General features: G+C 43.8%; 15 protein-coding genes and 1 pseudogene. 13 read left to right on the top strand and 3 right to left on the bottom strand.

What is annotated here, in order from left to right:
- Window positions 1-80: 80 nt before the first annotated feature.
- A complete protein-coding gene (locus tag QZ938_RS24710; RefSeq protein ID WP_293351608.1) occupies window positions 81-5,444 on the bottom strand; it encodes a hypothetical protein in 5,364 nt (1,787 codons plus the stop codon).
- Window positions 5,445-5,961: 517 nt separating this feature from the next.
- Here QZ938_RS24710 and QZ938_RS24705 point away from each other — a divergent pair.
- Window positions 5,962-6,441 (top strand): hypothetical protein, encoded by a 480-nt coding sequence (locus QZ938_RS24705; RefSeq protein WP_293351605.1) that lies wholly within the window; start codon window positions 5,962-5,964, stop codon window positions 6,439-6,441.
- A 467-nt stretch (window positions 6,442-6,908) separates the two neighbouring features.
- Here the strand turns inward: QZ938_RS24705 and QZ938_RS24700 are convergent, their stop codons facing one another.
- Together QZ938_RS24700 and QZ938_RS24695 are read right to left on the bottom strand one after the other, a co-directional pair.
- Complete coding sequence (locus tag QZ938_RS24700; RefSeq protein ID WP_293351603.1) at window positions 6,909-7,655, bottom strand: hypothetical protein; 747 nt, start codon at window positions 7,653-7,655, stop codon at window positions 6,909-6,911.
- 580 nt (window positions 7,656-8,235) lie between these two features.
- A complete protein-coding gene (locus QZ938_RS24695; RefSeq protein WP_293351601.1) occupies window positions 8,236-9,459 on the bottom strand; it encodes a hypothetical protein in 1,224 nt (407 codons plus the stop codon).
- Between the two features lie 186 nt (window positions 9,460-9,645).
- Between QZ938_RS24695 and QZ938_RS24690 the strand changes: the two genes are divergently transcribed.
- The 12 genes and pseudogenes from QZ938_RS24690 to QZ938_RS33135 all read left to right on the top strand — a co-directional run.
- A complete protein-coding gene (locus tag QZ938_RS24690) occupies window positions 9,646-10,251 on the top strand; it encodes a hypothetical protein (protein WP_293351599.1) in 606 nt (201 codons plus the stop codon).
- A 182-nt stretch (window positions 10,252-10,433) separates the two neighbouring features.
- Window positions 10,434-10,760, top strand: coding sequence for a hypothetical protein (locus tag QZ938_RS24685; RefSeq protein ID WP_293351597.1), 327 nt, complete (start codon window positions 10,434-10,436; stop codon window positions 10,758-10,760).
- A 311-nt stretch (window positions 10,761-11,071) separates the two neighbouring features.
- Window positions 11,072-13,795: a hypothetical protein gene (locus QZ938_RS24680; protein WP_293365650.1), complete on the top strand. Its 2,724-nt coding sequence runs from the start codon at window positions 11,072-11,074 to the stop codon at window positions 13,793-13,795.
- Window positions 13,796-13,808: 13 nt separating this feature from the next.
- Entirely contained in the window at window positions 13,809-14,846 is a 1,038-nt protein-coding gene (locus QZ938_RS24675) for a hypothetical protein (RefSeq protein WP_293351593.1), read from the top strand.
- A 266-nt stretch (window positions 14,847-15,112) separates the two neighbouring features.
- Complete coding sequence (locus tag QZ938_RS24670; RefSeq protein WP_293351591.1) at window positions 15,113-16,225, top strand: hypothetical protein; 1,113 nt, start codon at window positions 15,113-15,115, stop codon at window positions 16,223-16,225.
- A gap of 133 nt (window positions 16,226-16,358) precedes the next feature.
- On the top strand, window positions 16,359-17,144 hold the full coding sequence (locus tag QZ938_RS24665) for a hypothetical protein (RefSeq protein WP_293351589.1): 786 nt from the start codon (window positions 16,359-16,361) through the stop codon (window positions 17,142-17,144).
- A gap of 266 nt (window positions 17,145-17,410) precedes the next feature.
- Entirely contained in the window at window positions 17,411-19,366 is a 1,956-nt protein-coding gene (locus QZ938_RS24660) for a TrbI/VirB10 family protein (protein WP_293351587.1), read from the top strand.
- A 5-nt stretch (window positions 19,367-19,371) separates the two neighbouring features.
- Complete coding sequence (locus tag QZ938_RS24655) at window positions 19,372-20,292, top strand: hypothetical protein (RefSeq protein WP_293351585.1); 921 nt, start codon at window positions 19,372-19,374, stop codon at window positions 20,290-20,292.
- 59 nt (window positions 20,293-20,351) lie between these two features.
- Window positions 20,352-22,418 (top strand): hypothetical protein, encoded by a 2,067-nt coding sequence (locus tag QZ938_RS24650; protein ID WP_293351583.1) that lies wholly within the window; start codon window positions 20,352-20,354, stop codon window positions 22,416-22,418.
- A 358-nt stretch (window positions 22,419-22,776) separates the two neighbouring features.
- The gene (locus tag QZ938_RS24645) at window positions 22,777-23,316 is read left to right on the top strand and encodes a hypothetical protein (RefSeq protein ID WP_293351581.1); all 540 of its coding nucleotides are present in this window, start codon (window positions 22,777-22,779) and stop codon (window positions 23,314-23,316) included.
- Window positions 23,316-25,232 (top strand): type IV secretion system DNA-binding domain-containing protein, encoded by a 1,917-nt coding sequence (locus tag QZ938_RS24640; RefSeq protein ID WP_293351579.1) that lies wholly within the window; start codon window positions 23,316-23,318, stop codon window positions 25,230-25,232. Before QZ938_RS24645 ends, QZ938_RS24640 begins: the two co-directional genes overlap by 1 nt.
- Before the next feature lie 446 nt (window positions 25,233-25,678).
- Window positions 25,679-25,790, top strand: a pseudogene (locus QZ938_RS33135) (chondroitinase family polysaccharide lyase); the annotation flags it as partial.

Genomic DNA, 25,790 nt, shown 5'->3' with positions numbered 1-25,790 from the left:
GGTGCGATCGTCCGCAGGTAATTTTTAAACCCACATTCCGCGGTGAAATTCTGATTCATTTAGAGGTGCAGAACGTCCTCCTAAAGTTGTATTTCCTTTTTAGCCGTAATTTTGTAGGATTCGAGGAATTGCTTCTGCTCTTCCGACAAGTTAATTATTGCTGCATTTTTTCCCAATTCGCGCGAGTAAATTGTCGAATTATCTCTAGCTCGAATTACGGTAATGGTTTCAGTTTCTTTGCAGTAAGTAACTAATAAAGTATTTTGGATAAAGGGAGTTCTGGGGCTGTAATTATTGTCGGTTGCAGCTTGTACTGCCGCAGCAATTAGGTTTTTTTCCCAAGCAGGTATGAGCGGTGAATTGTCTGCACTTTGTTGCAGCATTTTTTGAGGCTCTGAGGTAGCGATCGCATTTTCAGTGTCTTGAATACCGTAAAATTTCTGTAGCAGCAAAGATGCCCTATTCGGAAGTGGCGGAGATTCTCTGAGTTTTTGGAAATATGGACTATCGGGAGATAAGTCTTTGGCAATTGGCGAACCAAATTGCTTTGATAGGGATGACATTATTTTTGGGGGTAAATTTTCGGGGTTTAGATGAAAAACTGCATAACCCCGGCGAGTTTCTTCTGTAACAGACGCATCTAAGCGATTTATTTCGGAATGCTGTATTTTGTAATCTTTAAAAAACTTGCGTGCCGTTTCGGCTTTTCTCAGGCTGACAGAAATTCCCAGCACAGATTGGTCTGTTATTTTTCCGGCAACCAAAGTTGGTTTTTTGACTTCATAAAATATAGTGGGAGGTGAGTTCATGTTTTCTATTATTTGCTGTGCTACGGCAAGTCTTTCTGCATTATTCAGTGTTTGACTATTGGGGATTGGACTATTCAGTGTTTGACTATTGGGGATTGGACTATTCAGTGTTTGACTATTGGGGATTGGACTATTCAGTGTTTGACTATTGGGTGTTTCACTATTGAGTACCTGATTATTGACTGTGTTGTTGAGTGTTTGACTATTGAGGATTGGGCTATTGAGTGCCTGATTATTGACTGTGTTGATGAGTTTTTGATTATTAAGTGGCAGATTATTGAGTGTCTTATTAACTATTTCATTATTAAGCACGTTTTGTTTTGACCATTGAATAGGATACTCTACAGAGCTTGGATCTATAGATGCTGTGAGAGTAGTAGAATTGAATTTTATGTAAGCCTTAAAAGAAAGTCCCGTTAGTTTCCCTGCGTCGAATTCTTTTTTCAACATTTCCTCACTCTTGCCTTGCTGTCGATTGTAGAAGGCTTTCATTAAGGCTATTTTAGATTCTTTCTGGTTTGGTGTAAACACCCCCAAGACTTTTAATCCGCATTCAGTAGTAACTGCGGCGCAAATTTCAGGCTTTTGTTGAATATTGACTGAAACTTCTGCTATTGTTCCTTGAAACTTAAAATCTTTATAATGGCCAAGGAGATTTTGTTTTCTGGCACAGAGAATATTGCCTGTTCGGCTTTTAGCTACTGTATACGTGCCGTTACTTACTCCGTAAGTAGTTAGTTCGGCGGTGAAAGAAAAATTGTTGTGCAGGCAATTAAGTTTCCTGAGTGATTCTATTGAGGTTTCGTCGAGTTCGCCGATTACTTTACCAGATGTTTCAAGTAAATATCTAGGTTTATTGAGCCTTTGGATTGTAATAGTATATTCTTGGTTTAAGAGAGAACTTTGTCCGCCAAATTCGCATTCTGCTACTTTCCCGACTTTAATTCGATCGTCCAAACCAGTTACGTGTAGTTCAGCCGTTTTTGCGATCGCAGGAATTAGCTTGACGCGGGCAGTAGTTCCAATTGGTAACTGCGCCGAATTTTCAGAGATAGTACCGGCTGTGATGTACCTACCGTCTTTCATTATTTGCAAAGTTCTTTTACCCTGAGTTGGGTAGTTTTCGCGCTCGTTGTTTGTTGTTGCGTCCGTTTGAATTTCAGCATTTTTAAGATTGTGAGTTTGGGAATTGCTGCGTTCGTTGTTTGTTGTTGCGTCCGTTTTAATTTCAGCATTTTTACGATTGTGAATTTGGTAGTTTTCGCCATTTTCGGTTTGGGCAACGTCAATTCTGATTTCAGCATTTTCGATGCAGTTATTTATTTTGATATCTGCACTATTTAACTCGCCGATAGTTAATTCTTTAAATTGAAGTTCGTTGAGCCGATCGACAATTTGAGAACTCCAAGTAGCAAAAACAAAATTTTGCGTTTTTTTTCTGCTATCATAGTTGAGTTCTGGTGCACAACACAAGTGCCAAGTAGCAGCCGCCATAGCATCAGTTTCACCTTTCAGGCTGCACTCACTTTGAAAACTATCTGCTATTTCCGCTGCTTGTTTGAAAATTAAATTACAGTCAGTTTCAGTTAAAGCTTGTACTGCTTTGACATTTTGCAGTCTAAAATACTTCGTTCCTTCAATTTTTACGGGGATATCGAGTAGCTTTCTGCTGCTTTCGCTGAGGGTGCCGAGTTTAACCCATTTATCAGCTCCTTCTGAGTCTTTGGTTTTTGCCAAAACACAAGTTTTGTGACTGTTTGAAGTAGAGCCACCGTAGTTTTCATTGGTAACTAACAAGACTTCCAACGACGATCGGTTTTTGAAACGTTCCGGGTATTTGCTTAAGGCAACATTGGTGATTTCTATGGTTTTCCCGGTTTCTGTTTGTGCGGTTAAATAAGGCCCTTTTTCAGTCTGCAAGCGTAGTTTGGCTGCAACGGCAGAGTTGAAAAGAGAATCAAAAGCAGCTTTCCTTTCCCTGCAAGTATTGTACTGTTCTGGGGTATAATAATATTTATCTCCTGGTTCAGATACTGGGAACAGGTTGCGAAATTGGTAAAACGGTCGCGCTTCGAGTTCCGATGCTTGCAATAAAGGGTTGAGGGACTGTATTATCGCTTCTTTTAAACTGTAGCCGTTGGGTTCTATGACTTTTCCTTCTAAGTATATGTTGGGCAATTTTTTGTCTTGCAAGTAATTAGGATTTCGGTGGCACAGATTTCTGTACTGGGCGATCGCAATTTCGTCGGCTGGAGTAGCGCTTTTTTTAGAATCTACGGCTATTTGATTTTGCAGTAATAGTTGTGGCGTTACTTGAAACCGCAGAAATTTTCTGTAGGTTTCAAGACCAGTTTCAACTTGTGATGGTGGAATGTGAAACAGAAGTTGATCTTCGCAACATAGCTTGTAGTCTACCAAATCTCGCTCGATTTGATTGGCATCAGCCGAGATTAAAGAAGCCATTGTCGGATGGGCTGAGGAATTGTGTATATTGGCTATCTCCCTGACAGTTGACATGAGCTGTTCCGGTATAACTTTTTCAGGTTTAGCCGTGTAATTATTGTTTAGCTTTTGTTTAAATTGATTAGAAACGTTCCGAATATAATCTTCTTTTTGCTGGGCGCTAAATGTATTTTGGACTGCCACTACTTCTGATTCAACAGAGGCAGCACATTTGACAGCAGAGTTGGCAAGCTCCGTCCATTTATTTGCCATAAATAGAGCGATTTCAGGCAGTATTTTCTTGGGCTGGCCTGGTACGTCAAAGGAAACCTTAGGTAATTTTATGGTTGGCGGATGAGCATTTTGTGGAGTTTGAGCCTCTATAAGATGTAGGGCCGTATAAGGCCAATCTGAAGCCTTGGCGAAGCATTTAGAGTCTCCGTCGTAGTCTTCTCCTGCTAGCTTGCTGTAAGTCTCTAAAGGCAGCGATTGTAATAGTAAATCCTGTAAAGCATCTTGTCGATCTTGTATCGTTTGTAGTTCTTTTTTACTGGGTTTATTTTCCAGGTGAGCTTTTTTACTAGGCTTGCTTTGCAGTTGAGATATTTCGCGCTTCGCCCATGCTTGAGAGAACAAGCGAGCAGCGCGTTCCTGCTGGGTTTCGCCAGCTTGCAAGTCAGTTTTTTTTCTCATGTCTTCGCTGATGTCGATACCTTGAATCGCAGTATATTCAGTAGCCTTCCGAGCTGCGTATTTGTGGTATGGTTCGTCGGAAACAACAGAAACTCCGATGAAAGCTCGCCCTTTGGGGTCGAGGATATCAGGTGTAAAAGTATTATTTTGTAGGGCGATCGCATCTTCGTAAAGCAGGGGCGATCTAAAACTCATTATCAGTTCGCCTTCTCTACCAACGGCTGTGCAAACTTGGTCGTCATTCAAATCTTTTGAGGGAATTATTATGCTGGATCTATTCCATTTGATAGCCCCTCCGGTTGCTATCTCCCGGCGCTGACTTTGTAAAAATCGTTCTAATTGTTTTTGTATGTATTTACATTCGAGCAATTGGTAGTGACCACCTTGTAAGTCTGATTTTAATAGTTTATAGACAAGATTTTCTGAAAGTAATTGCGAATTTAAAGTATTTTCCTGCGGGGTACTTTTGTGGTGGATATTGTCCTGTTGGGTATTTTCTTGTTGGGTATTTTGTTGTTGGGTATTTTGTTGTTGGGTATTTTCCTGTTGGGTATTTTCCTGTTGGGTATTTTCCTGTTGGATATTTTGTTGGATATTTTGTTGTTGGGTATTGTCCTGTTGACCATTTTGTTGTTGGGTATTTTGTTGTTGACCATCTTGGCTGATTTCTCCTCTGGCGGTTGCCTTTTCTTCCCAAGTTTTACAGAAAAGTTCAGCTATTTTTCTAGGATCTCCAGCAATTTCATTTAACTTCAAAGCATATTCTTTAAGAATTTCTCTGCTATCCAGTTCTAAACCGACTTCTGCGGTTGAGGATAGAGTAGTTTGAGAAATGCTTTTTGCCCCCGCCCACATATCAACTTCATATAGTCCTGGTATCGGTTTGTTCCAGCCACCTTTAAAAGAAGATACTGGGAGTATTAAATCGGGAACGTTTGTGGAGTTAGGTTCAAACAGTGGCTCTAAAATTTTTGCCGTTACCGTTCCTTTAGCTATGCGAGCGTTTGAGTCGCAATTCGGAAAAAAAAGCCGGTGCTGTACGGCGTGTCTGATAATTTCATCTGGTTCTCCAGCAACTGTTTGAGAAAGCAATTCATCGTTAAGAACGATAAATTTTTCTAGAAGTTGTGGCGAGATTTTTCCGTGGCAATCTCCTACTAACGAAATCGCCACATTTGGGGGCATAATTCCTCCGTTTTCTCCACACCGCTCTGATTCTAGATCGTCTTCTACTATTAAAAGTTTAACTTTTGTTTTGAAGGTATCGAGACAACTGCCTGATAACAAACTGCCGTAGGCTCCCTTATCTTTTTCGTCAGGTAATAATTGGTCGAGCTCGGTTTTGTACTCTTTTGGCCCGTAGAAGCATCTATTTCCCGAACTAAAAAGCATGGAGCAATTATCGGGGTGGCGCGTTGAATTTTCAACGCTTGTCCATTCGTGTATGTATCCTATTGAAAAAGTATCTTCTGGAGCATTAGGAAAAATTGCTTCCAGCATAGAGTTGTTTAGTTCTTCAGTTAGAACTGTATGGTTATTTGTGAATCTATCGAAGGAATTAACCCATTGATTTAGGTCAGTATCGAAATGTTTGAGTTTTAGCATTGAGATTTTAGGATTGAGTATTGAATTCAGATTTGAGTGTTGGATATTGATTTTGAACTTGAAATTTGAGTTTGAAATTTGAGTTTAAGGTTTGAAATTTGAGTTTAAGGTTTGAGTATTGAGTTTGAGGTTGAAAGTTGAGTTTAAGGTTTGAGTATTGAGGTTAAAAGTTGAGTTTGAGGTCAAAATTTGAGCTTGAGGTTTGAGATTTGAGTTTGAGGTTTGAGATTTGAGGTCAAAATTTGAGCTTGAAGTTCAGATTTGGGTTTTAGATTTTAATATTGAGCTTGAGATTGAGATTTGAGCTTGATGTTGAGATTTGAGGCTTGACAAAAGAAATTAAAGTGGTGAGATTTTATAATAAATATGTTAATTTGGAAGTGAAATCTGACGATAATCTCTGGTAAAGATTATGATGGAACATGAAGATTGGGATTTTATTCCCGAATATGAAGACTGGGATATTAAAGAAGATTTTGAGCAAGAGACAGAACTTCAGCGGTACACCGCGCAGAGTATCATGGACGATCTAAACCGCCAAGAAGTACAGGGAAACATACAGGCTTGGTACGATGGCGGTTGTCAGAAAAAGCTCGAAGATTTGACTTGGGATGAAGTCAGGATTCCCGACGGGTGCGATTTTTTTAATGCCACCGATTATTACATCGGTTACGATATTTGCATCGATCCATTTGTCTTGGAAAACTACAACTCAGATGGCACGATGAAGCCTCACAGGTATCAATTATTAGTCGATTCAGGGGTAAGTTCGGAGGGAAAAGCCTTGGAAGAATTGAGAGTACGCAGGCATTTACGGAAACTCAGCGATCTCGTGATGAGTTACGGTAAACCTCGTGCCCGTCACTTTATGTGTTTCTTTGAGAGAGCTTGATGTTGTCAGGATTAGAAATCAGGAGGTTTTTCTCGCTTCTGGTTGTGGCTGGTGACTAAAATATCCTCGTTTAAGAAACTTAATTGTTCAGTTCTAGACGCACTCAAAGGTCAAAAACCCGGTTCCGTTCCTACGTGAATATCTCTCGCTAGTAATGCACGATTGTGCTTATACCCATTCTGTAGGTCGCTGCACAGAATGGAAGCCACAAATCCTTTCCGGCAAAGGATATTTTCTATCCAGCTTCACAGAAAAATGGTATTAGGAAACTGGGTTTTTTGCATAAGTCTTATGGTGGTGATATCATGTCCGGTCAATCAATCTTAATTAAGGATTGAGTGGAGGAGGGAAAGAAGGGGAGAGGGGAGAGGATTGGGAAAGTTAATTATGAGTAATCGACCAGACTCGATATGACTCGAAAACCAAACGTGCAAAAAATAGTACGTTTGGTTTTTTACCGCATTACCCTATGCAGGTTCGGAGTTCGGTTCGGATTTTGTGCTTAGCAGGTTGGTTCCGAAGTCGATTAAACTGAGATTTTGATAGCGCTTCCCGATCGCAATTGCAATATGCGCGATGGATTCATCAGGTAATTTTTCGATGATTTCTGGTTTTTGCGAGAGATAATTAGTGGCGCGGGATAACAGCTTAGTTTCCAATTTTTCGCTGTCAGAGCCGTTAACCTCGCTCGATTTGATACTTTTCTTCCTAAGAACTCTATCAGCCCAATTGAGCGAAAGAGTGGCTTCTCCTTGATTTATTGCCTCTACAGCAAGGGGTATGAGTTCATGCCAACGCTTGGCTATTCTCATTTTTATTTCACATTGAGTTTTACCAACACCTGCATCCGAAAGAGTTTTTCCGAAGCTGCCATGACACCTCGCTTTTAACTCTAACAGAAAAATACCGGACTGTTTTGCATAGATTAATTTTGACATTTCTGCCAATTTTCCCGCAGTTTCCGCATTTGTAAATTGCTGTTCGCTTTTTTTCAGTGATTCCAGCAGCAATTCGTCGCTCATTCTCTCCAAATTTAGTAGTGGAGGAGAATCGTAAATATCTAGTGTTAGCTCGAATAAACGTTCGTCAGACAGAGCGTTCAGTTTTGATTGTTGAGCTTCGAGTTCTTCGCAAGATTTTTTTTGTTCTGTGGATTTTACTAAAAATCCCAGCGGAAAGCCTTCTTTGGGTTCAAGCGTGTACGTTATACCCATAGATTTGATCCATTATTTAAAGGTATTAGCAAAAAAACAATTTGGAAATATGCACTACCACATTCGGTTCCAATACAATTTCGTTAAATCCCTGTTTTTTGGAGCTCTGGAATTTCAATGGTTATCTGAGTCTAATTTGTTATTTGTGTTTTTGACAACTCAGAAGTGTCTGTTGTTACAAAACTATAAATTAGAGTTATGGTCAGCAAAATAAATTATATGTACTAAAAAATAGTGATTTTTATGATTTTTTAGTGAAGTATTTCTGGTGGTATACGTAATATTTCGGAGGTATGCAATTACTCGATAACTAAGTGGATACAAATAAATATAACATGGTTGGGGTGCGTGAATGCAGCAGTAAACTCGCTTAAATATAACATGAGTCAGTCGCATCCGTGACGCAGTAAACTCGCTCCTAGCATAGCTCCTTACCCGATCTACCCTATAAATATAGATTAATTATCGATTGGATATTATTGTTTTTTTCTGATGACATACTGACTCTATTGCGACAGATTTATTGCAAGTGCCCGCGCATTTTTAAATTAACGATTATTAATTGATAGCTTTTTTTTGATTAAAAACCACGGCGACGCCGTGTTTTTAGTGGTGGTGCCGTTTTTTTGTATTTTTTTTGCTTGGATGTGTTGAAACGGTTGGTGAGATTTATGCCGGCTTTTGACAAGTAGGTTTGTCGGTAGTTATCTCTTGCCATTGCTGTGGCTGTTTTAGTGTTCCACTGTTTGACTGGCAATAAATCGGGAAAGGTTTTCAAGGGTGCGGTAATTTTTGAATCGCCAATGACTTCGGCAAATATGCGGGCGATGAGCTTGCAGCAGGCTGCTGGTTGGAGTGCAATTTGTTCTTCTGCGAATCGAATTACTATCCAATTTCCCTGTACGAAAAATTGATTGCGGTTGTTGTCGCGGTTGCAGTCAAAGCAATGATGCGGCTTGCCGTAGCGATTGTTTGTTGCCACGTAAGGTTCGTCAATTTCAATGTCTGCTGCAATTCCAGTTTCGGGATGTACGGCTATAAAATCGCAAGAATACCTTAGCTTGCTTCCGGGTATGGCAAAAGGAACTCCCTGCGCCGTGTAGAGGCTGGGAAGGAGCTTTCTGAGATGGGATAGAAAGAAAGATTCGGTTGCTCCTTCTTGTGCTGTAGCTTTCTCTAGCAGGGGCTTGATGGCGTCTGCCGATATCTGTTTGAGTTCAATTGCCGTCTGTATTTTTACCTTTTTAAGATGCTGTATGATGTTCGGATCGATCGGCAGTAAAGAGTCAACAGTTTTGTTGAGATGAGTGTTGATGGTTGCGTTTTCTCGCTCTGCTTGCAGTGCTGCTGTGCGATCGCGATCGGCTTGGGATATTTGAGTTTGAGTGCGATCGGCTTGCGGTGCTTGATATTTGGTGCGATTTGCTTGCAGTGTATCGCTGCGATCGCGCTCGGCTTGCAGTGGTTGAGTCCGATCGCGCGATCGATAGCAGCAGTAAAAGCAAAAAGCGGCAGTTAACAGCGCGGCGGCTGCAAATTGCATTGCAGCCAGCATTGCAGTCAAACACGCAAGGTATAAGAAGACGACAGGCATCTGGAGCGAGATTTTTTCGATTGCAGGCGTTTCGGTGTGAGATTTGCGATTTTTGGTGGTATTCGCTTGTGGCAACTGCAAATTTATTTTTGTACGTGCGCCGTCCAAGCAGTCGTTTGATATCGTTTTTTCGACGGCGTTTCTAGCCTTTATTACCGCTGCGATGCTGTCTGGGATAAGGACGATCGGGTAATATTTATTTCTGAACACTTTCTTAAATCTCCTAAAGTATCAATTTGTAGTTTCTTATTTTTAGCTATTTACTGACTAAATTACTATTACTAAAGGCTGATTCCGAACGCCACCAGCACCAGTTATGTTGGTACAAATTAATAATCGATTGTCTGGAGGGAACAAGTCGTGATGTTTCAAAGACAAATAGCAAAAAGTAATTTATTGAGTTCTCCAAACCCGAGCCGCACGATCGAGAATAAATTATCAGCTTCTCCAAATGTGTTGCTTTACTCTGGAGCAGCCGTATTGGTTTGGGATGCTTCTCTTTCAGGTTGGTTCGGTTGGGCAGGTGTTGGCTTCGCCTCTTGTTTATTTTTAGGTACAAATTGGATTGCTCCGAGGCAGCAGATGCTGAAACCTTGGCACAGAGCATTAATCAAGTACGGGCCGGCTGCGCTATTATTTTTGTCAGCGCTGGCAATTTTTTGGATAGTAATTATGAGCGATAGTGCCAACGCTCAATTCTTCAAGAATGCGGAAACGTGGATGAAAACGAATTTCGGTAAAGCAATTGGAGGAGGAGGAGGAGCCGGAGGAGCCGGAGGTGGAGGTGATGTAATTTCGCTAGTTTTTAACGTTTTGCGGGCAATTTACATCTTGTATCTGGGTGTGGAATTGGTTAAGTGCATCAAGGCAGCCCAGCAAGATCAGGATTGGCAAACGCTGGCTAGAACACCGTTAATTATTGTGGTTTCGATTACCATAGCTGATATAGTCAGCACTTTAATTTTGGGTTCTGGAACTGGAGGAGGTGCCGGCGGGCCTTAGTAAAACGGACAGTAATTTCCAGACTATAACGTTAATCTGTTCAGCCATTGGGTTAGATCGTTGTTGATGGTAAGAACGTAAATTGGAGTGTCGGGATTGGAATGTCGGTTTGAATTAGGATTTGAATAGAGATTTGAATCAGATTTAGAATTGGGATTGGATTTTGAATCAGGATTTTAAATATGGCTTCAAATCAGAGAGATTATGCTTTTCGGCGAGTCAATCATAGCTTGGGTAAACAGCCGAATATCGGGCCACTACCAGCAGATCAATTAATTCCTTGGGTAGTTATTTTCTTGTGCTTTTACTACATATTTCACGGCATATTTGGACTCGACTGGGTGTGGACTGGGAGCGCGATTGCGTGGGGTTGCAGCACTTGGTGGGTAATGACAGCTCGCGGAGCCTACAGGTGGCTGTCCATGTTTCTGCCAGCTCCTAAATGGGGAGTAGGCTTTGCAAGATACGAAAAGTTTGTGAAGGATACCGGTGAGAAAAATCGCGATTAAAAAGGTCAAAAAAATTTCTGCTAAAACTTCGCAAAAAACCGATTGTGACAGCCTAGGTTCCGAAAAGTGGCTAAAAAGGTAAGAAAACGGCACTGAAAAGTCTGAGCAGGGTTTGCAAGATACGAAAAATTTGTGAAGGATACCGGTGAGAAAAATCGCGATCAAAAAGGTCAGAAAAATTTCTGCTAAAACTTCCGAAAAAACCGATTGTGACAGCTTAGGTTGCGAAAGGTGGATTGAAAAGGTAAGAAAACGGCACTGAAAAGTTTGAACAGGGTTTGCAAGGTACGAAAAACTTCTGAAGGATATCGGTGAAAAAAACTGTGATTAAAAAGGTAGGAAAACGAGAGTTAAAAGTCGGAGTAAAATCTACCAGATATACTCCTTTGGAAGATGAAATGCAACTAGCTAGCATGATTTCTATGCAGTTTGCAGGTCGCTCGGTTGGCGCGTATTTGCTGCGAAAAGGGTCAGATAATTTTAAAATCAAGTTTGCGTTTGATTGCATCGGCATTCATAACACCTTGAGGGATGAGGAAATCGATTCGATATTTGCTGCCGTTGAAGGTGGTTTAAAAGATATACTTCCCGGTGAATCCCTGACAATTCATTTGGGTTCTTTCTCTGTAGACAGCGAACGGCAAGAAGAACTTTCGGATCTGTACCGACAGGTGAAATCTACCGAACTTCGCTATTTAATCATGGCTGAAAGGTCAAGAGTCCGCGAGTTGAGGAACTTAGGAATCCGCAAACCCAAATATTTGCGCCTCTACTGTACTTATACGGTAGACCCCGGCAGTGCTGGCGCATCGGACGCCATAGAAAAAGTGCTAGTTCGCCTTGAAAAAGGGTGGAAAAGATTTGTGGGTGAATACGATGAAGCCAGATTTAATCAAGTGGACGGAATTCTGAATTCGGCTTACACCGATGGCTTTCAAATATGGGAAGCATTGCTCTCAAACAAAATGGGATTGACCGTCAGGGCCATGACGGCTGCTGAAATGTGGCAGCAGCTTTGGGAATATTTTAATGAAACCCAAGTTAGGGAAATTCCGCAGCTTTTAGTTCTCGACGAATCCGGTCTGAGAGAGGAAGTCAGCAGCGAGTGGAATCCGCTGACAGTTCTTATGGAATCGGATTTCAGCATTCCGGTAGCAGACCGCAAATGGGTTCATGTAAAGGGTAAGTATGTAGGAGTTTTAACTTTTTTAGAAAAGCCGGGAGGCTGGGGTGACAAGTACAAACAAATGCTTTATTTATGGCAAGTAATTTCGAGAGAGGCAATTGCGGATACAGAAATTGTTTGTGAGGTGGCGCGGGCAAATCAAGATATAGTAAAAACCCAAATGCAGCGGGTGGCAAAGCAAGCTATTACCGCCGCTGAAATATCAACAGACCACCATTCTGTAGACGTAATGGCTGCTATTAATTTAAAGCGTTCGGTGGCGGCGCAAGAATCGATTTATGAAGGTGACGTGCCGCTGTATGTGGGAGTAGCATTTTTACTGCACCGCAGCACTACATCTAAACTTGATGATGCCTGCCGCTTTTTTCAGTCTCTGTTCGTTTCTCCGGCGTGGGTAGCGCGAGAAGGCGAATATCCCTGGAAAATATGGCTTCAATGTTTGCCCGTAACCTGGGACAACTTGATGGCAGTTCCTTTCAACCGCAGGAAGCTGTATTTGTCGGGAGAAGCGCCGGGGCTGTTGCCTTTGGTGCGTACCAAGCCGGGGGATGCTAAGGGCTTTGAATTGATTTCCGACGACGGGGGTACGCCGGTTCGCGTCGATTTGTACTACCAACATAAAAATTTGGGATTGTTCGGGGCTACGAGATCCGGTAAATCCTTGCTGGCTGGGAACGTTGTTACCTACGCCCTGGCAGTCGGTTTGCCTGTAGTAATTTTGGATTATCCCAAACCCGACGGTACCAGCACCTTCAGCGATTACGCAAAGTTTCTGAAGCATGAAGCTGCTTATTTTGACATCACGACGGAAGCGAACAATATCTTTGAAATCCCCAACCTGAAAGGGCTGCCCTCAAGCCTGCAAAAAGAAAGGATGGACGACTACATTGACTTTTTGCTTTCGGCACTGTTGTCGATGGTAGTCGGAAGCAGGCGAGGAGAATCGACAGATGCTGCATTTTCCGACATGGTGCGATCGATCTTGGGACTGGCCCTCAAAGCATTTTTTGCCGATGTTCTGATTCGCGATCGCTACGCAGCAGCTTACAAAGGCGGTTTGGGTTCGCAGGATTGGCAAGCAATGCCGACTCTTGCTGATTTTATTGGATATTGCTCTCACGAACGCCTCCGTATGGATTCTATCGCTGGGGATTCCAAAGGAGCGATCGAACGCATCAAACTTCGCCTCCGGTTTTGGGTGGAATCTCGCGTTGGTAAAGCGCTAGCAGCCCCGTCTACGTTTAAGAATGACGCTCAACTGCTGGTATTTGCACTGCGGGGACTTTCCAACGATGAAGATGCAGCGCAGATGGCACTTTCGGCTTATTCTGCCGCGCTGCGCCGCGCTTTAGCCTCTGCTGCTTCTATCTTTTTTATTGATGAAGCTCCCGTACTATTTGAATTTGACGCAATTTCTAATCTAATTGGCCGGCTTTGTGCCAACGGAGCAAAATCAGGAATTCGCGTCATTTTATCAGCACAAGACCCCGATACTATTGCTAAATCTCCAGCGTCCGCAAAGATATTTCAGAACCTCAGCACCAGATTAGTAGGGAGAATTCAACCCGCAGCCGTTGATAGTTTTGCGACTATTTTGAAATATCCCAGAGAAGTAATTGGTCGGAATGCAGCCGAGAGTTTCTTTCCTAAAAGAACGGGGATGTATTCGCAGTGGCTGATCGATGATTCGGGTACTTTTACGTTTGCCAGATTTTACCCAAGCTTACCGCTCCTGGCGATTACCGCCAACAATCCCGACGAACAGAAAGCGCGGCAGGAAGCATTTAACCGACAGCCAGACAAAATACGGGCAATTACAGAATTGGCACGAATGCTAGCTGCTAATTAATGTTATTTGAGATTTGTCAAAACCCAACAACCAACAGTCAAAACCTAACAACCAACAACCAACAGTCAAAACTCAAAACTCAAAACTCAACAACCAACAGTCAACAACCAACATCTCAACTATCGACTGTCAACCATCAACCATCAACCATCGACTGTCAACCATCAACCATCAACCATCGACTGTCAACTGTCAACTGTCAACCATCAACCATCGACTGTCAACCATCGACTGTCAACTGTCAACTGTCAACTATAAAAGTAGGGGTTTAGAAATGGAAACTAATGATTTAGGCTCGAACAGCGAAATTGCAGAGGCAACGCACAAACTAGAAATTAAACTAATTGCAGGTGGTTTAATTTTAGGTTTATTGGTGGCAGTCCCTCTGGTTTATGCGCCACAGGTTCAAGCCGCTTCAGGTGCTACGAGCAATCCCTTAGAGTTAGTTTTGCAACAGTTCAGCCAGCAAGTACAATCCCTGCGTTCTTATGTAGAAAAAACGCTGATGGTCAAACTGCAAGATATTTCCAAAAATTTGGGCAACGATTTGCAGTCAGCCGTGAGTCAAGCTATGGGAGACTTGGGACTTCCCGACCCTGCAAAAAGCCGTGACGCAGTGGAAAAAAGTGTCGGTGCGAAAGATTTGCAGGTAAACAAAGCAACAGAATTAGCTAACGAAATTGACAGGGAATCTGCGAGGGCTACAGCAGCCGGAACGCTGTCAGAAGAAGGACAAAAGCAGCAAATTAAACAAGCTGCTGCAACGCAAGATTCGGTTAAAAAAGTACAGCAATTCGGCGAACAAGCTCAAGGAGATGTGGTTACTCAAGACGTGATGAAGCGTTTGGCTTCTCAAAACAGCGAGATAGCAAGTACCTTGGGTGCCGTTCGCGCAGATGCCTTGAAAGCTGAGCAGAGTCGAGCTCAAAGTAACGTCCTCCTCTCTAATATATCGAGGGCTCAAGACAGTCAAATTCAGCTTCAAAAGACCGAGCAAGCAGCTCAGGGATTAGGCAATTTGGAAACTGCATCGCAAGCAAAGCTTTTTTAATTTTATAGGACTTACACAAGATTTTAATTTGGACACTATCCATAGTGGTATGGCGATCGGCTCACCTACAAATAGGGTTGATGCGTAAGTCCTGTTTAGTTGTTTAGTTGTTTAGTGTAACAGCGATTGCCATGTTTTACTTCACTTTTTAGTTGTTTAGTTTAGCAGCGATTGCCATGTTTTACTTCACTTTTTAGTTGTTTAGTTTAGCAGCGATTGCCATGTTTTACTTCACTTTTTAGTTGTTTAGTTTAGCAACCACTGCCATGTTTTACTTCACTTTTTACTTCATCTTTTACTTTGCAACAGTGGGAGACGGCAATTTCGGTCAAGCTGTCACGGATATCACCAAGCAGGGAGAACAAGCCTCAAACCTAGTCAGTCAGTCGATGGACGGGCTGTGGAATGATGTTCTAGGAGGTGGTTTGTACGCGGCAATTTGCAAACTGGGGTTGTTTTTTGCGATCGGAACTTTTGTTTTGTTCATGGTGAATTGGACAAAAGCTATGATGTACGATGAAAACATAGAAGCCTTCAGCGAGTTAATCTGGCCGATAATAGTCATCATATTTCTTAGCAATAGCGGCGCAAACTTGTCGAAAGGAACGATCGGCTTAAGAAATATAATTAACGAGGCCAACCGCTCTTTTTTAGAGTCAACCTCCGGCTCAATGGATTTGCAAGCTGCTTACAGGCAAGCGATGATATCTGTTGGCATGAATGATGCTTTGAGGGGACAGCTTCAGCAGTGTTCGCTGGAGCCACCTGCATTGCAAAAAACCTGCGTTGAAAAAGTGCAAAAACAAGCCGAAAGTATGCCGAAATCCCCTTCGGGTGGCGGCTTGAATCCAAATTTGATAAAAGGTGCAGTGGATGGGGCAGTGGCTCAACTGCAAACACAGTTAGTTTTGTTTGTCAAAGGTCTGCTTTTAGCTTTTGGTATGGCATTTCAATGGATAGTTGAGATTTCGATGTTACTGACAGGTCTGTTGGGCCCTTTAGCAATGGGTGGCTCGCTTTTACCAGTTGGGCAGAAAGCTATTTTTGCGTGGCTAACTGGATTTTTTAGCATTGGAATGGTGAAGATTTGCTTCAACATTATTTCCGGTCTGACAGCCACTTTATTTATCAATTCAAAATCAGGAATGGATTTAGTATTTGCAATTTGCGTGGGGATTATTGCACCAGTGCTGTCATTAGTTTTGGCGGCAGGTGCGGGTATGGCAGTTTTTACAAGCCTGTCTACTTTGGGACAGACATTGATGTCTGGAGGGATGAGCTTTGCGGGTTCTGCCGCCGGACGGATTGCTGGGTCGTTTTCGGCCGGCAAGTCAGCAGCAAGCAAAGCAACTGATTCAGTAGTTGAAAGTACCGATTGATGCAATTTATCATATGAGCCAATTTACGATAATGTAATTAACCCGATTTATCACATAACCCAATTTACTAGAATGTAATTGATTTAATTAGAAAAGATTCAATACACGCAAATTTACAAAGGGAAATAGTGTTATGAATGCAGCCGAAAAAAATCAGGATTTAAAACAGAAAAAGAAGAAATTAGACTTTTTGGATAGAGCTCGCAGCCCCTCGCAGCGTGATTGGTTGGGAGTAGTTTCGACGGCATCATTTTGCTGCCAGCTAGCAGTTTTGTTTGCGATGTTTTTGCTTTACGGGTCGATGTCGCGATTGGCTTCTAAGCCCGTGCCAACTTTGGTACAACTCAGCGACGGCTCTTCTTTTTCTGCGGCACCGATGGACGCGAAAGAGAGGTCTAACGCAGCTATCAGCAGGTTTGTTTCTCAATCGCTTCACGCACTGCTGACTTGGGATGGCGCGTTGCCGGCGTATTCTCCTGAAGAACAAGTTAACCGCAAACCAGACCCCGGAATTGAGATCGCCAACGGAGGCAGGATTGCAACTGCTGCTTGGCAAGCGTGCTTTGTACTCTCTGAAGATTTTCGAGAGCAGTTTCGTGCTGCTCTCTCGAAGATGACTCCTCCAAGCGTCTTTAACGGCAGCGTCAAAGTGATATTTATTCTTACCGATTTGAGCGAGCCGGTGAAAATTGACGAGGGCAAGTGGAAAGTGCGAGTAGTTTCTTATTTGAATGTCTTGAATACTTCCGATGCAATGTCTCAAGTCATCCCATTCAACAAAGAGGTATTCGTCCGTTCTGTAGAACCGCCTAATTATCCTTTAGAAGCCGACGGCATTGTTAAAGCTATACACTCAATTAGGGCTTCTGGTTTAGAGATTTATGCAATCAGAGATTTAGACTTGGAGAACTTAAAATGAAATAATCTCAGGAATATAGGCAGTCATAAAATTAGAGTCGGAGAGTTTCAAATGAAAGAGTCAAAAATACGCACTCATAAAATTAGAGTCGGAGAGTTTGAAATGAAAGAGTCAAAAAAAAATAAGTATTCACAAAATTAGACTCGGAGAGTTTTAAATGAAAAAGATAAAGGTAAATCAGCACCACAGATTTTAATTAGGAGAGTTTAAACTGAAAAACTTGAAAAAAAATAGTCGGTCACAGATTGATTTTTGGAGAATTTTAAATGAAAGAATCAGAAGGAAAATATGCAGTGTTACCCGGAGGAAAAACCGATGACGAAGCGGATATTTGGAACGAAGAGGAACTTGCTAAAATCTTGAATTTTGATGGGGTTTCTTTTAAGAAAGATTTAGATCCCGGTTTGGAATATGGTAGCCCTACTGGTAGCTCTAGAGAAAGTAAGTCTTCGAGCGAACCCGAAGGTGAGGGAGAGGCAGAAGGTGAGGCAGAAGGTGAGGCAGAAGGTGAGTTCTTCGGCTCACTGTCGGGCGTTTCTGGCTCAGAAGGTGTTGCAGCAGCACCCCGCCGAAATTCAATGGCGGATATGTTTGAAGATCCCAGCACTGCTGCTACGAAGCCGACTTTAGCCAAAAATCCGTTTGCCAAGGTTTCCGTGGTAGGAGCAATGCTGGGCGTGGCTTTTTTGATAGCAGCGGTTTTTTTAAGCGGGATTATGGGAGAAAAGAAGCCCGGTACAGTCAAAGTGCAGGCAAGTCCTTCTCCCGAACCAAAACCCAAAGCAGAAGGTGGCGAAAAACAGGATGTAGGCGATTACAAAACGCAGGCGGCTGTAGGTTCTCAGCAACAGAAACTGAGCGCGATCGAATCTGAAAGAAATTCCCGCGCACCGAAAACATCGAATTTGGCGGTTCCCAAGGATTCCTCGTCCGATTCAAATCTGAAGTCTCCTAGTGCACAGAAAACGCCAGCACCCACCGCGATCAACACTCCAGCTCCAACTGCTGCCCCTTTGCCGCCCGTTTCGGATTCAGTGCGAAGTCAAGCGGTAGTCCCAGACCCGCTGCCCGATCGGTCTTACCTGCCCCCGCCACCGGCGAGAGTGCTCGATGTTGAGAGGCCAGCGCCGAGAATTCAACCGCCGCCAAGGGTGCAAAATATTCCTGTCGTTCGGGAACAGCCACAAAGAATACAAATTCCGCCGCCGAGGCCTGCATCCCCTGTGCCACCGCCAGATCCGCATCGGCAGTGGGCCCAATTGGCAGCTTTGGGAAGTTTCGGACAGGGGTCTAAAAACGGGGCTTTGGAAGCTCCGACTCTTGCAAGTGCAAGCCCTCCTGTTTTAAATCCAGGGGCAGTTCGGAACGGGACTTTGGAAGCGGACGCCGGAGTAAGTGCAAGTCCTCCTGTTTTGAACCCAGGAGCAGTTCAGGAACAGCCCGTTCCCAGAGATGGAGTTACAAACTTTCGCTCTGCCGTTTCTGTTGCAGCGAGGGCTTCAAGTCCTGATGATTTGGGCGGCCGGGCAGTTCCACCTCCGACAGGTGAAACGGTTGCACCCGTGGACGCTCCGGGTCTAGTTGTTTTTGCGGGTCAGTCACTAGCCGGTACTCTTGCAGTCCCTGCTGTAGCATTTTCCGGCAGCTCTGCGTCCCCGTCTGAGGGTGTGGGCGAGAGGTTTGCTGTTTCTTTAAAAATGCCCCTGATGGCGCAAGATGGCACGGTGGCGCTTCCTCAAAGCGCTCTCATAATTTTTCAAGTAGACCGCGTGCTTACCAACGGGTATGTGGAAGCTCATGCAGTGGCGGCCGTAGACGGTTTGGCAGAATACCGCTTGCCCCGCAATGCAGTGTCTGTCCGGGGGCGATCGGGAGAACCGCTGATGGCAAAGCGCCGCACCACAGGAGGTTCGGATCTATTTCGGATGGATATGACTGCGTTTGTTTTAGGTGCTGCCCAGCAAGTTGGGGAACGGCTCAATCAACCTACGAGCGAATCTTCTACGCAAAGCGCGTTCGGATCGAGCTCCAGCGTGACGAGGGGAAGTCCCAATATTTTGGGGGCAGTGATGCAAGGTGGCGCAACCCCGGTGTTGCAGCAAATTCTACAGCGCAACCAGCAAGCGTCTGCTGAAATTCAATCTCGGCCACCTCTCTGGTATGTTCCAGCAAAAACCGAAGTGTTGATTTTTGTTAATTCCAGTTTTTATCTCGGGAGGTGAAAGTTATGTTAAAAGTTCGGACGGCGTTGTGTTTTTCCCTGCTATCTGTATTGGGAAGTCCAGCGGTTTTAGCGTCAAATCCTGTAGTTAATTCTTCCCAGAATACAGCATCAGTTATTACAATAAATGCTTCGGGCGATGTAACATCAGTTAATGTCGCGAATGTTGTTGCCAATACAGCATCATTTCCTGTAGCGAACTTTTCCCAAAATACAACATCAATTCCCGCACTAAATTCTTCAACCGATGCAACATCAGTTCCCGCACCCACTCCTTCCCGCGACACCGTATCGGTAGAGAGAGCGCTGGGAAACTCGGGCAGTCCGTACCGGGTATTTTTAAGTCCCGGAACTGGAGTTAGCATCTCCGTTCCCGATGGAGAATTTATAGAAAAAGTTTGGCTCGACAATCCCGCTGAAATAGTCGTCGATGCGAACGGTTGTTTGTCCGGCTTGCCGAAAGTTGGCGAGTGCAAAGGTGATGCGACAACGTTGCACTTGCGATCGATCGAGCGCTTGAATTTTCCGGGCGTTTTAGTTTCTGATTCTTCATTGCTTTCAATCATTGCTGCAAGCAGTGACGGCAAGCGCCATATTTATTTGTTTGAAATAATCCCCTCCGGTCAAGGCAAGCAGACAATTTTTTCCATTGCTATCGATCGCCCGCAACCCGTTCCTGCGATCGCCCCGCAGGTAGAAGTACGCCCGATCGCGATCGCAGCTTTTGCTGTAGAAAGAGGAGCCGCGATCGCCCTCTCGGCTTCGCTTTACCCCCAGAATTCACCTATTTGGAATAGAGTGCGAGATTTTGTGAGCCGTTTGAAGGGCGGTCAAAGTGTCAGGGCTGCTGCTGCCGCTTCAGGAGTTTCTTTGGAATTGCTGTACAAACTCCAAACTTTAGGAGTATTACCCGACTCAAATATTTAAAACTTTCTTGGGTAAAACAATGATTCTTTTGGATAAAACAAGATTTTTGAGATAAAGCCATGAATACTTTGGGTAAAACAATGAGCGCTTTGAGAAAGGTCAGTAAAAGAGATAGAGCAATTTTTTGGCATTTGAAAACATTCATTTCTGGCTTATGGCTCTGCCTATTTTTTAGTTTGATTTTAGTAATCGCAGGCATCAGCGTAAAAGCTCAAGTTTTGCCTGCCCCCCAACAGGCAAGTCAGGGAGTACCGACATTTCCTTGGAACGGCACACAACTTCCGGATTGGGACAAAATTACATTCGGCTCGATGCCAGCCCTCAGAGAAGCGGGCAGTTTGTCAGTAGATCGGAGTAGCGCCCAATCCCTAGGTTTCGATCCTTCTCGCTCGTTTCCGGCTGGCACAACTTTGGACAAAGTATTTAATTTGGGGGATTTCCAAGACAGTTTTAAGATTCAGACATTTAATCTAGAAAACATCTCCCAAATTGTCGGCACTAATTTAGACAGTTTGAAACTCTCAGATTTTGGCTTGTCTAGCTTGCAAAATTTGACTTCTTTGGTGAAAGCAGTTCCTAATTTAGCTAATTTCCCGATCGCTCAAGTAAAACCAGTCTTGGATTTGCTGAAGACGAGCCTGAATTTTCAGCAATTGCAGCAGTTTAACCCCCAACAAACTTTAGGCTCTTTTCTCAAAGAATCTCCTCATTTGGGAAGTTTGTCGGTATCGAGTTTGCCGCTGCAAAATTACCCTCTCAAATCAATTCCCAATTTAGAAAAAACGCCTTTGGGAACTCTCGATAAATGGCAAACAGCCAACATTAGCGATGTTCCGGGCCTTAAGGATGTACCCCTATCCAAGTTTCCCGGCGGTATTTCTCCCGTCGGTACATCTGTCGGTACTGTAGATATCGTGTTCGGTACAAAAGAACAAAACAGATCTCGAACCATGTCCGGTTCAGATGTCGAGGGTTTTGGAGTTCCCTGTCAGAAAGAATGCGCTCACGTTGAATTTTCCGGCTCCCAATTGGTGCGCGGGAGACAGTGGGTTTCTGGCAAATACCAGACTGTTAAAGGAGGGCGCGGCATTCTTGGCAAAGTCAACGACGGCAAAGAGCCTACTGGTAGGTTGCCATTCGGGCCTGCGTTCAAAGTAGCGGTGTGGGATGTTTCCGAGACTCAGGGCCGGTTCACAACGGCACTATTTTTGAGGTTTTGTTCGCGATCGGCATTTGTGGATTTGGGCTGCACTCCGTACTACCTCGGCCCAATTCCCTGGCTGGCTTACGAAGAGAAGTTCAGCGACGTGTTTTTGGGGTCTGTAGATGCAGTTTCTCCCAGTGCTGGAGGAGCCTCCACTCCCACCGGAGCCGCGCCTCCTTCCACGCAAAAACGCTCTGGCAGCAGCACCGGTACAGCTTCTGGCAACTCGGATACGTCGATCGCAGGTGCATCCAAATCGGACACGTCGATCGCAGGTGCATCCAAATCAGATACGTCCAGAGCATCCAGTTCAGATACGTCCAGAGCATCCAGTTCAGATACATCCAGAGCATCCAGTTTAGATGCGTCCGGAGCATCCAATTCAGATACCCCCGCAAAATCAGGCGGTGCGGGAGCTCAGTATCAAGGCATTTCCCTCGATGCTTTGGGCAGTTCCATGCAGGGAATCGAGGGCAATTTCAGTGCAGTCGGCACCCGCACTTGCGACGGTACGGGCAACTGTGGCTCTGCTTTGGGTGCTTACGGGCTCAAGAGTTACAGGCCGGATGTGAGGTCTGCCATATCGTCGCGCCCAGGAGGCTCTGAGGTGTTATCGAAATTGGATAAAGGAGAGGCGGTAACTCCGGATCTGTTGGGTGAAGTTTTTCCTCCCGAAGCTCAGAAAGAAGTGTTTGAAGCAATCGCAAAAAGGTCGATCGACTCTGCCCTATCTCAAACAGATCCGCAAACAGGTCAAGCATTTTCTGGTCAGCGGGCGATCGAAAGAATCGGGCAAATGCAATATGGAGGCCCAGCTATTCCAGTGGATTCTCCCGCATCGGACATTCGCGGTTATTACTCGGTGTCTGGTTACGGCAAAAAGGTAGCAGAGTCTTATCAAAGTTTCAGCTCATTGCGTTGAAGTCAAACGATTGAAGAATTTAATAATTGACCGATTTTGAGATGGGTGATTTGTGATTGAAGAATTGAAAAATTCTAGGATCTCAAGTCTGAGAATATAGCTTTTTTCAGAAAGGTGGAGTACGCAAAAAACCTGTGTTGTCAAGTTTTTCAAGTTTAATTATGTAACTTATCTACCCAAGAAACGCCATAGTAGCGTACTCCTATTTTCAGCTTTGCTTTCTTTCAAATATGTATTTTTTTGCACGTGGGAAGGAGAAACGATTTGATTAATGCTCGTGTCCAAATAACGAATGTTTGTCATTACGAATGCTGCGGGCGATTGCAAATAACAATTGATGTTCCATCTAGGAGGTTGTATGAACAATTTAGCAAAGGCGGTAAGTGGGTTTAAGTTAAATTTGAGGCCTCGGTTGTATTTGGCAATAGCAGCGCTGGCGATACTGTTGCTGTTGGGTTTTTCGTTGTTTCGGAATTTATATCTTACGAATCCCAATTTACCTACCTGGAGTAACGCATCGCAAATAGAACCCAGTTTATTAAGTAATGTGGTTCAAGAAAATTACATTACTTCGGCTGGTGTCGAAACTTTTGATAAGTCAAAAATGGAAGTTTTGCGGTTGCCTTTTGTTTCCAGCTCAGGTCGTGACTCAGCTCAGGTCTTTCGATTCAATTCTCAAAATTTATGCGGTGTCGGAGGCTGCTTGTATTCTATTTATATCGACCGACAAAAAGTGTTAAGCACGCTTTTGCGATCGGTCGAGCCAAAATTTAAGTTTTTGTCGGTGGTCAACAAAGGGATTCCGTGTTTAGCGATCGCACAAAAGAGTATTGATAACAGCGGTGAAGTAGAAAGTCAATACTGTTGGTTTGGTTCTAGTTTTTTGAGGGTAGAATAATGAACCGAGATAACGACTTGATTTTAACAGTAAAGTATCCATCATCAGTAGGTTCTTCATCATTAGTAAGTTCCTCATCATTGGTAGGTTCCTCATCCGCCGCAAGTTCCAGCGACGGGTTCCAGGCCGCTTTGGGCAATGCGATGACCTTTGCCAAATCTCAAAACGGCATGACTTTATTGGGATGCTTGGCCGCTGTTTTGATTTTGCAGGTGTTTGGTAGCGGAAAAAAAGGCAAGATTGCCACATCTCGGTGGGCCGGCAAATCAGAAATATCGTCAGCCGGTCGCAAAGCCAAAAAGCAAATAGCCAAACCTACCCGCAACAGCGTTGCTTTGTACGTAGGACAGCCTGAGTTTATGGATGAAAAACTTAAGGAAATGTGGAGAGATGCGGGTTTGCTGCGCGATAAACCTCCCAACAGAATACAGCAGACAGCCGCACGTATCGGCAAAATTGGCAGTACAGAGCGATCGTTTTATTTACCGGACGTGCAGCGGGGCGTTTCTGTAATTGGAGCTGCTGGATGTGGCAAAACTTTTACAGTTATTGACCCGCTAATTAGATCGACTTTAGATCAGGGATTTCCCCTGCTTCTGTACGATTTCAAGTATCCCGCACAGTGCAAAAGAGCCGTAGCTTACGCCATAAAGCGAGGCTATACAGTTAGAGTTTTTGCTCCCGGTCGTCCTGAATCGGAAACCTGCAATCCCCTGGATTTAATTAGAGATGAAGAAGATGCCGTTGCTGCGGGTCAGTTGGCACAAGTAATCGGCAAAAACTTTAATTCAGGAGGCGGTTCAGGAGATAAGTTTTTTGAAGAAGCAGGAGACAGTTTAGTTGAGGGGTTGCTATTAGTAACAAAGGCTGTAGCGACTCTGACAGGTAAGAAAGAATACTGTGATTTAATGATGGCACAAGCAATTTTGAGCCTTTCAAATTTAGCCGGGAGAATGGATGAAGCTTCCAAAACTAAACTAAAAGTTTGGACAACTCGCCCGCTTTCTCAGTTAATTAGCGTCAAGGATTCCGAAAAAACTGTTTCCGGTATTGTTGGTACAGCCCAGCGGATGTTTATGCGGTTCCTGAAAAAAGATTTTATTGGTGCTTTTTGCGGTGAAACTTCATTACCTTTAGATTTAGAAGGTAAGCAGATGATTGTATTCGGCTTGGACAGGAACAATCGAGATATTGTCGGGCCGCTGTTAGCAGCTATTCTGCACATGGTTGTCACCCGAAACGTTTCCCGCACTGTTCCCAGAAAAGATTGTTTGGTGGTGGCCTTAGACGAGCTACCTACGCTTTATTTGCCAGCTTTAGTTAATTGGTTGAACGAAAATAGAGAAGACGGTTTTGTGGGTATTTTGGGCTACCAAAATATGGCCCAACTAGAGAAGTTTTACGGTAAAGACCTGGCGAGAGCCATAATTGGCGGTACGGCTCATAAGATTATCTTTAACCCGCAAGACCCGGAAAGCGCCAAGGTATTTGCCGACTATTTAGGAGAAGAAGAAATTAGCTTTCGTTCTAAATCTACTAGCACGGGTAAGAGCGGCAATTCCACCAGTTATGGGGAACAAACCAATAAAAAATACTTGCTAGAACCCGCTCAATTTCTCAAGTTAGGAGTGGGTAGGGCAGTAGTAATCAATCCGGGGTATACCGAGGGCGGGCCTTCTAAAGAGGCTTACGTTCCCAGCATTCAAAGCATAAAAGTTCCGCAAGCAGACATCAAAGAGATGAATTGGGCCGAGTCAAAATGGGACGCAATACGCAATACTTTGCTGGAGCAAAACAGTCGTCCCGTTTCTGATGAAGAACGGCGACAGCAATTTGAAGAGCGCAGAAATCTTGCTGAAGAGCTATTTCCAGAGCCTGTGGATTCTGGTGCTAAGGAACCTTCGGTTTTATTCTAATCAGTCATGCTGATTTTGTTCTAGGTTCCGATTTTATTCTAATCAGTCATGCTGATTTTGTCCCAGATTCCAATTTGATGCTAATCAGTCACGCTGATTTTGTCCCAGATTCCAATTTGATGCTAATCAGTCACGCTAATTTTGTTCCAGGTTCTGATTTTGATGCTAATCAGTCACGCTGATTTTGTTCCAGGTTCTGGTTTTATTCTAATCAGTCATGCTGATTTTGTTCCAGGTTCATGTTTTGTCCTAACCAGCCGTGCTGATTTTGTCCCAGATTCCGATTTTGACGCTAATCAGTCGTGCTGATTTGTTCCAGGTTCCAATTTTGTCCTAACCAGTCGTGCTGATTTTGTTCCAGGTTCCAATTTTGTCCTAACCAGTCGTGCTGATTTTGTTCCAGGTTCCAATTTTGTCCTAACCAGTCGTGCCCAAGAGATTTAAAATCTATAGGACGGTTTATGACACAGGTGATGGAACCAGGAGATGGTGGTAGAGATGGAATTAAACCTGATGGTTTGGGTTTTCATCATCGATCTAAATACTTCCATTATATGT

Source organism: Microcoleus sp. CAWBG27 (assembly GCF_020883145.1).
Taxonomy (GTDB): Bacteria; Cyanobacteriota; Cyanobacteriia; order Cyanobacteriales; family Microcoleaceae; genus Microcoleus.
This window is presented reverse-complemented; position numbering and strand designations above follow the sequence as displayed.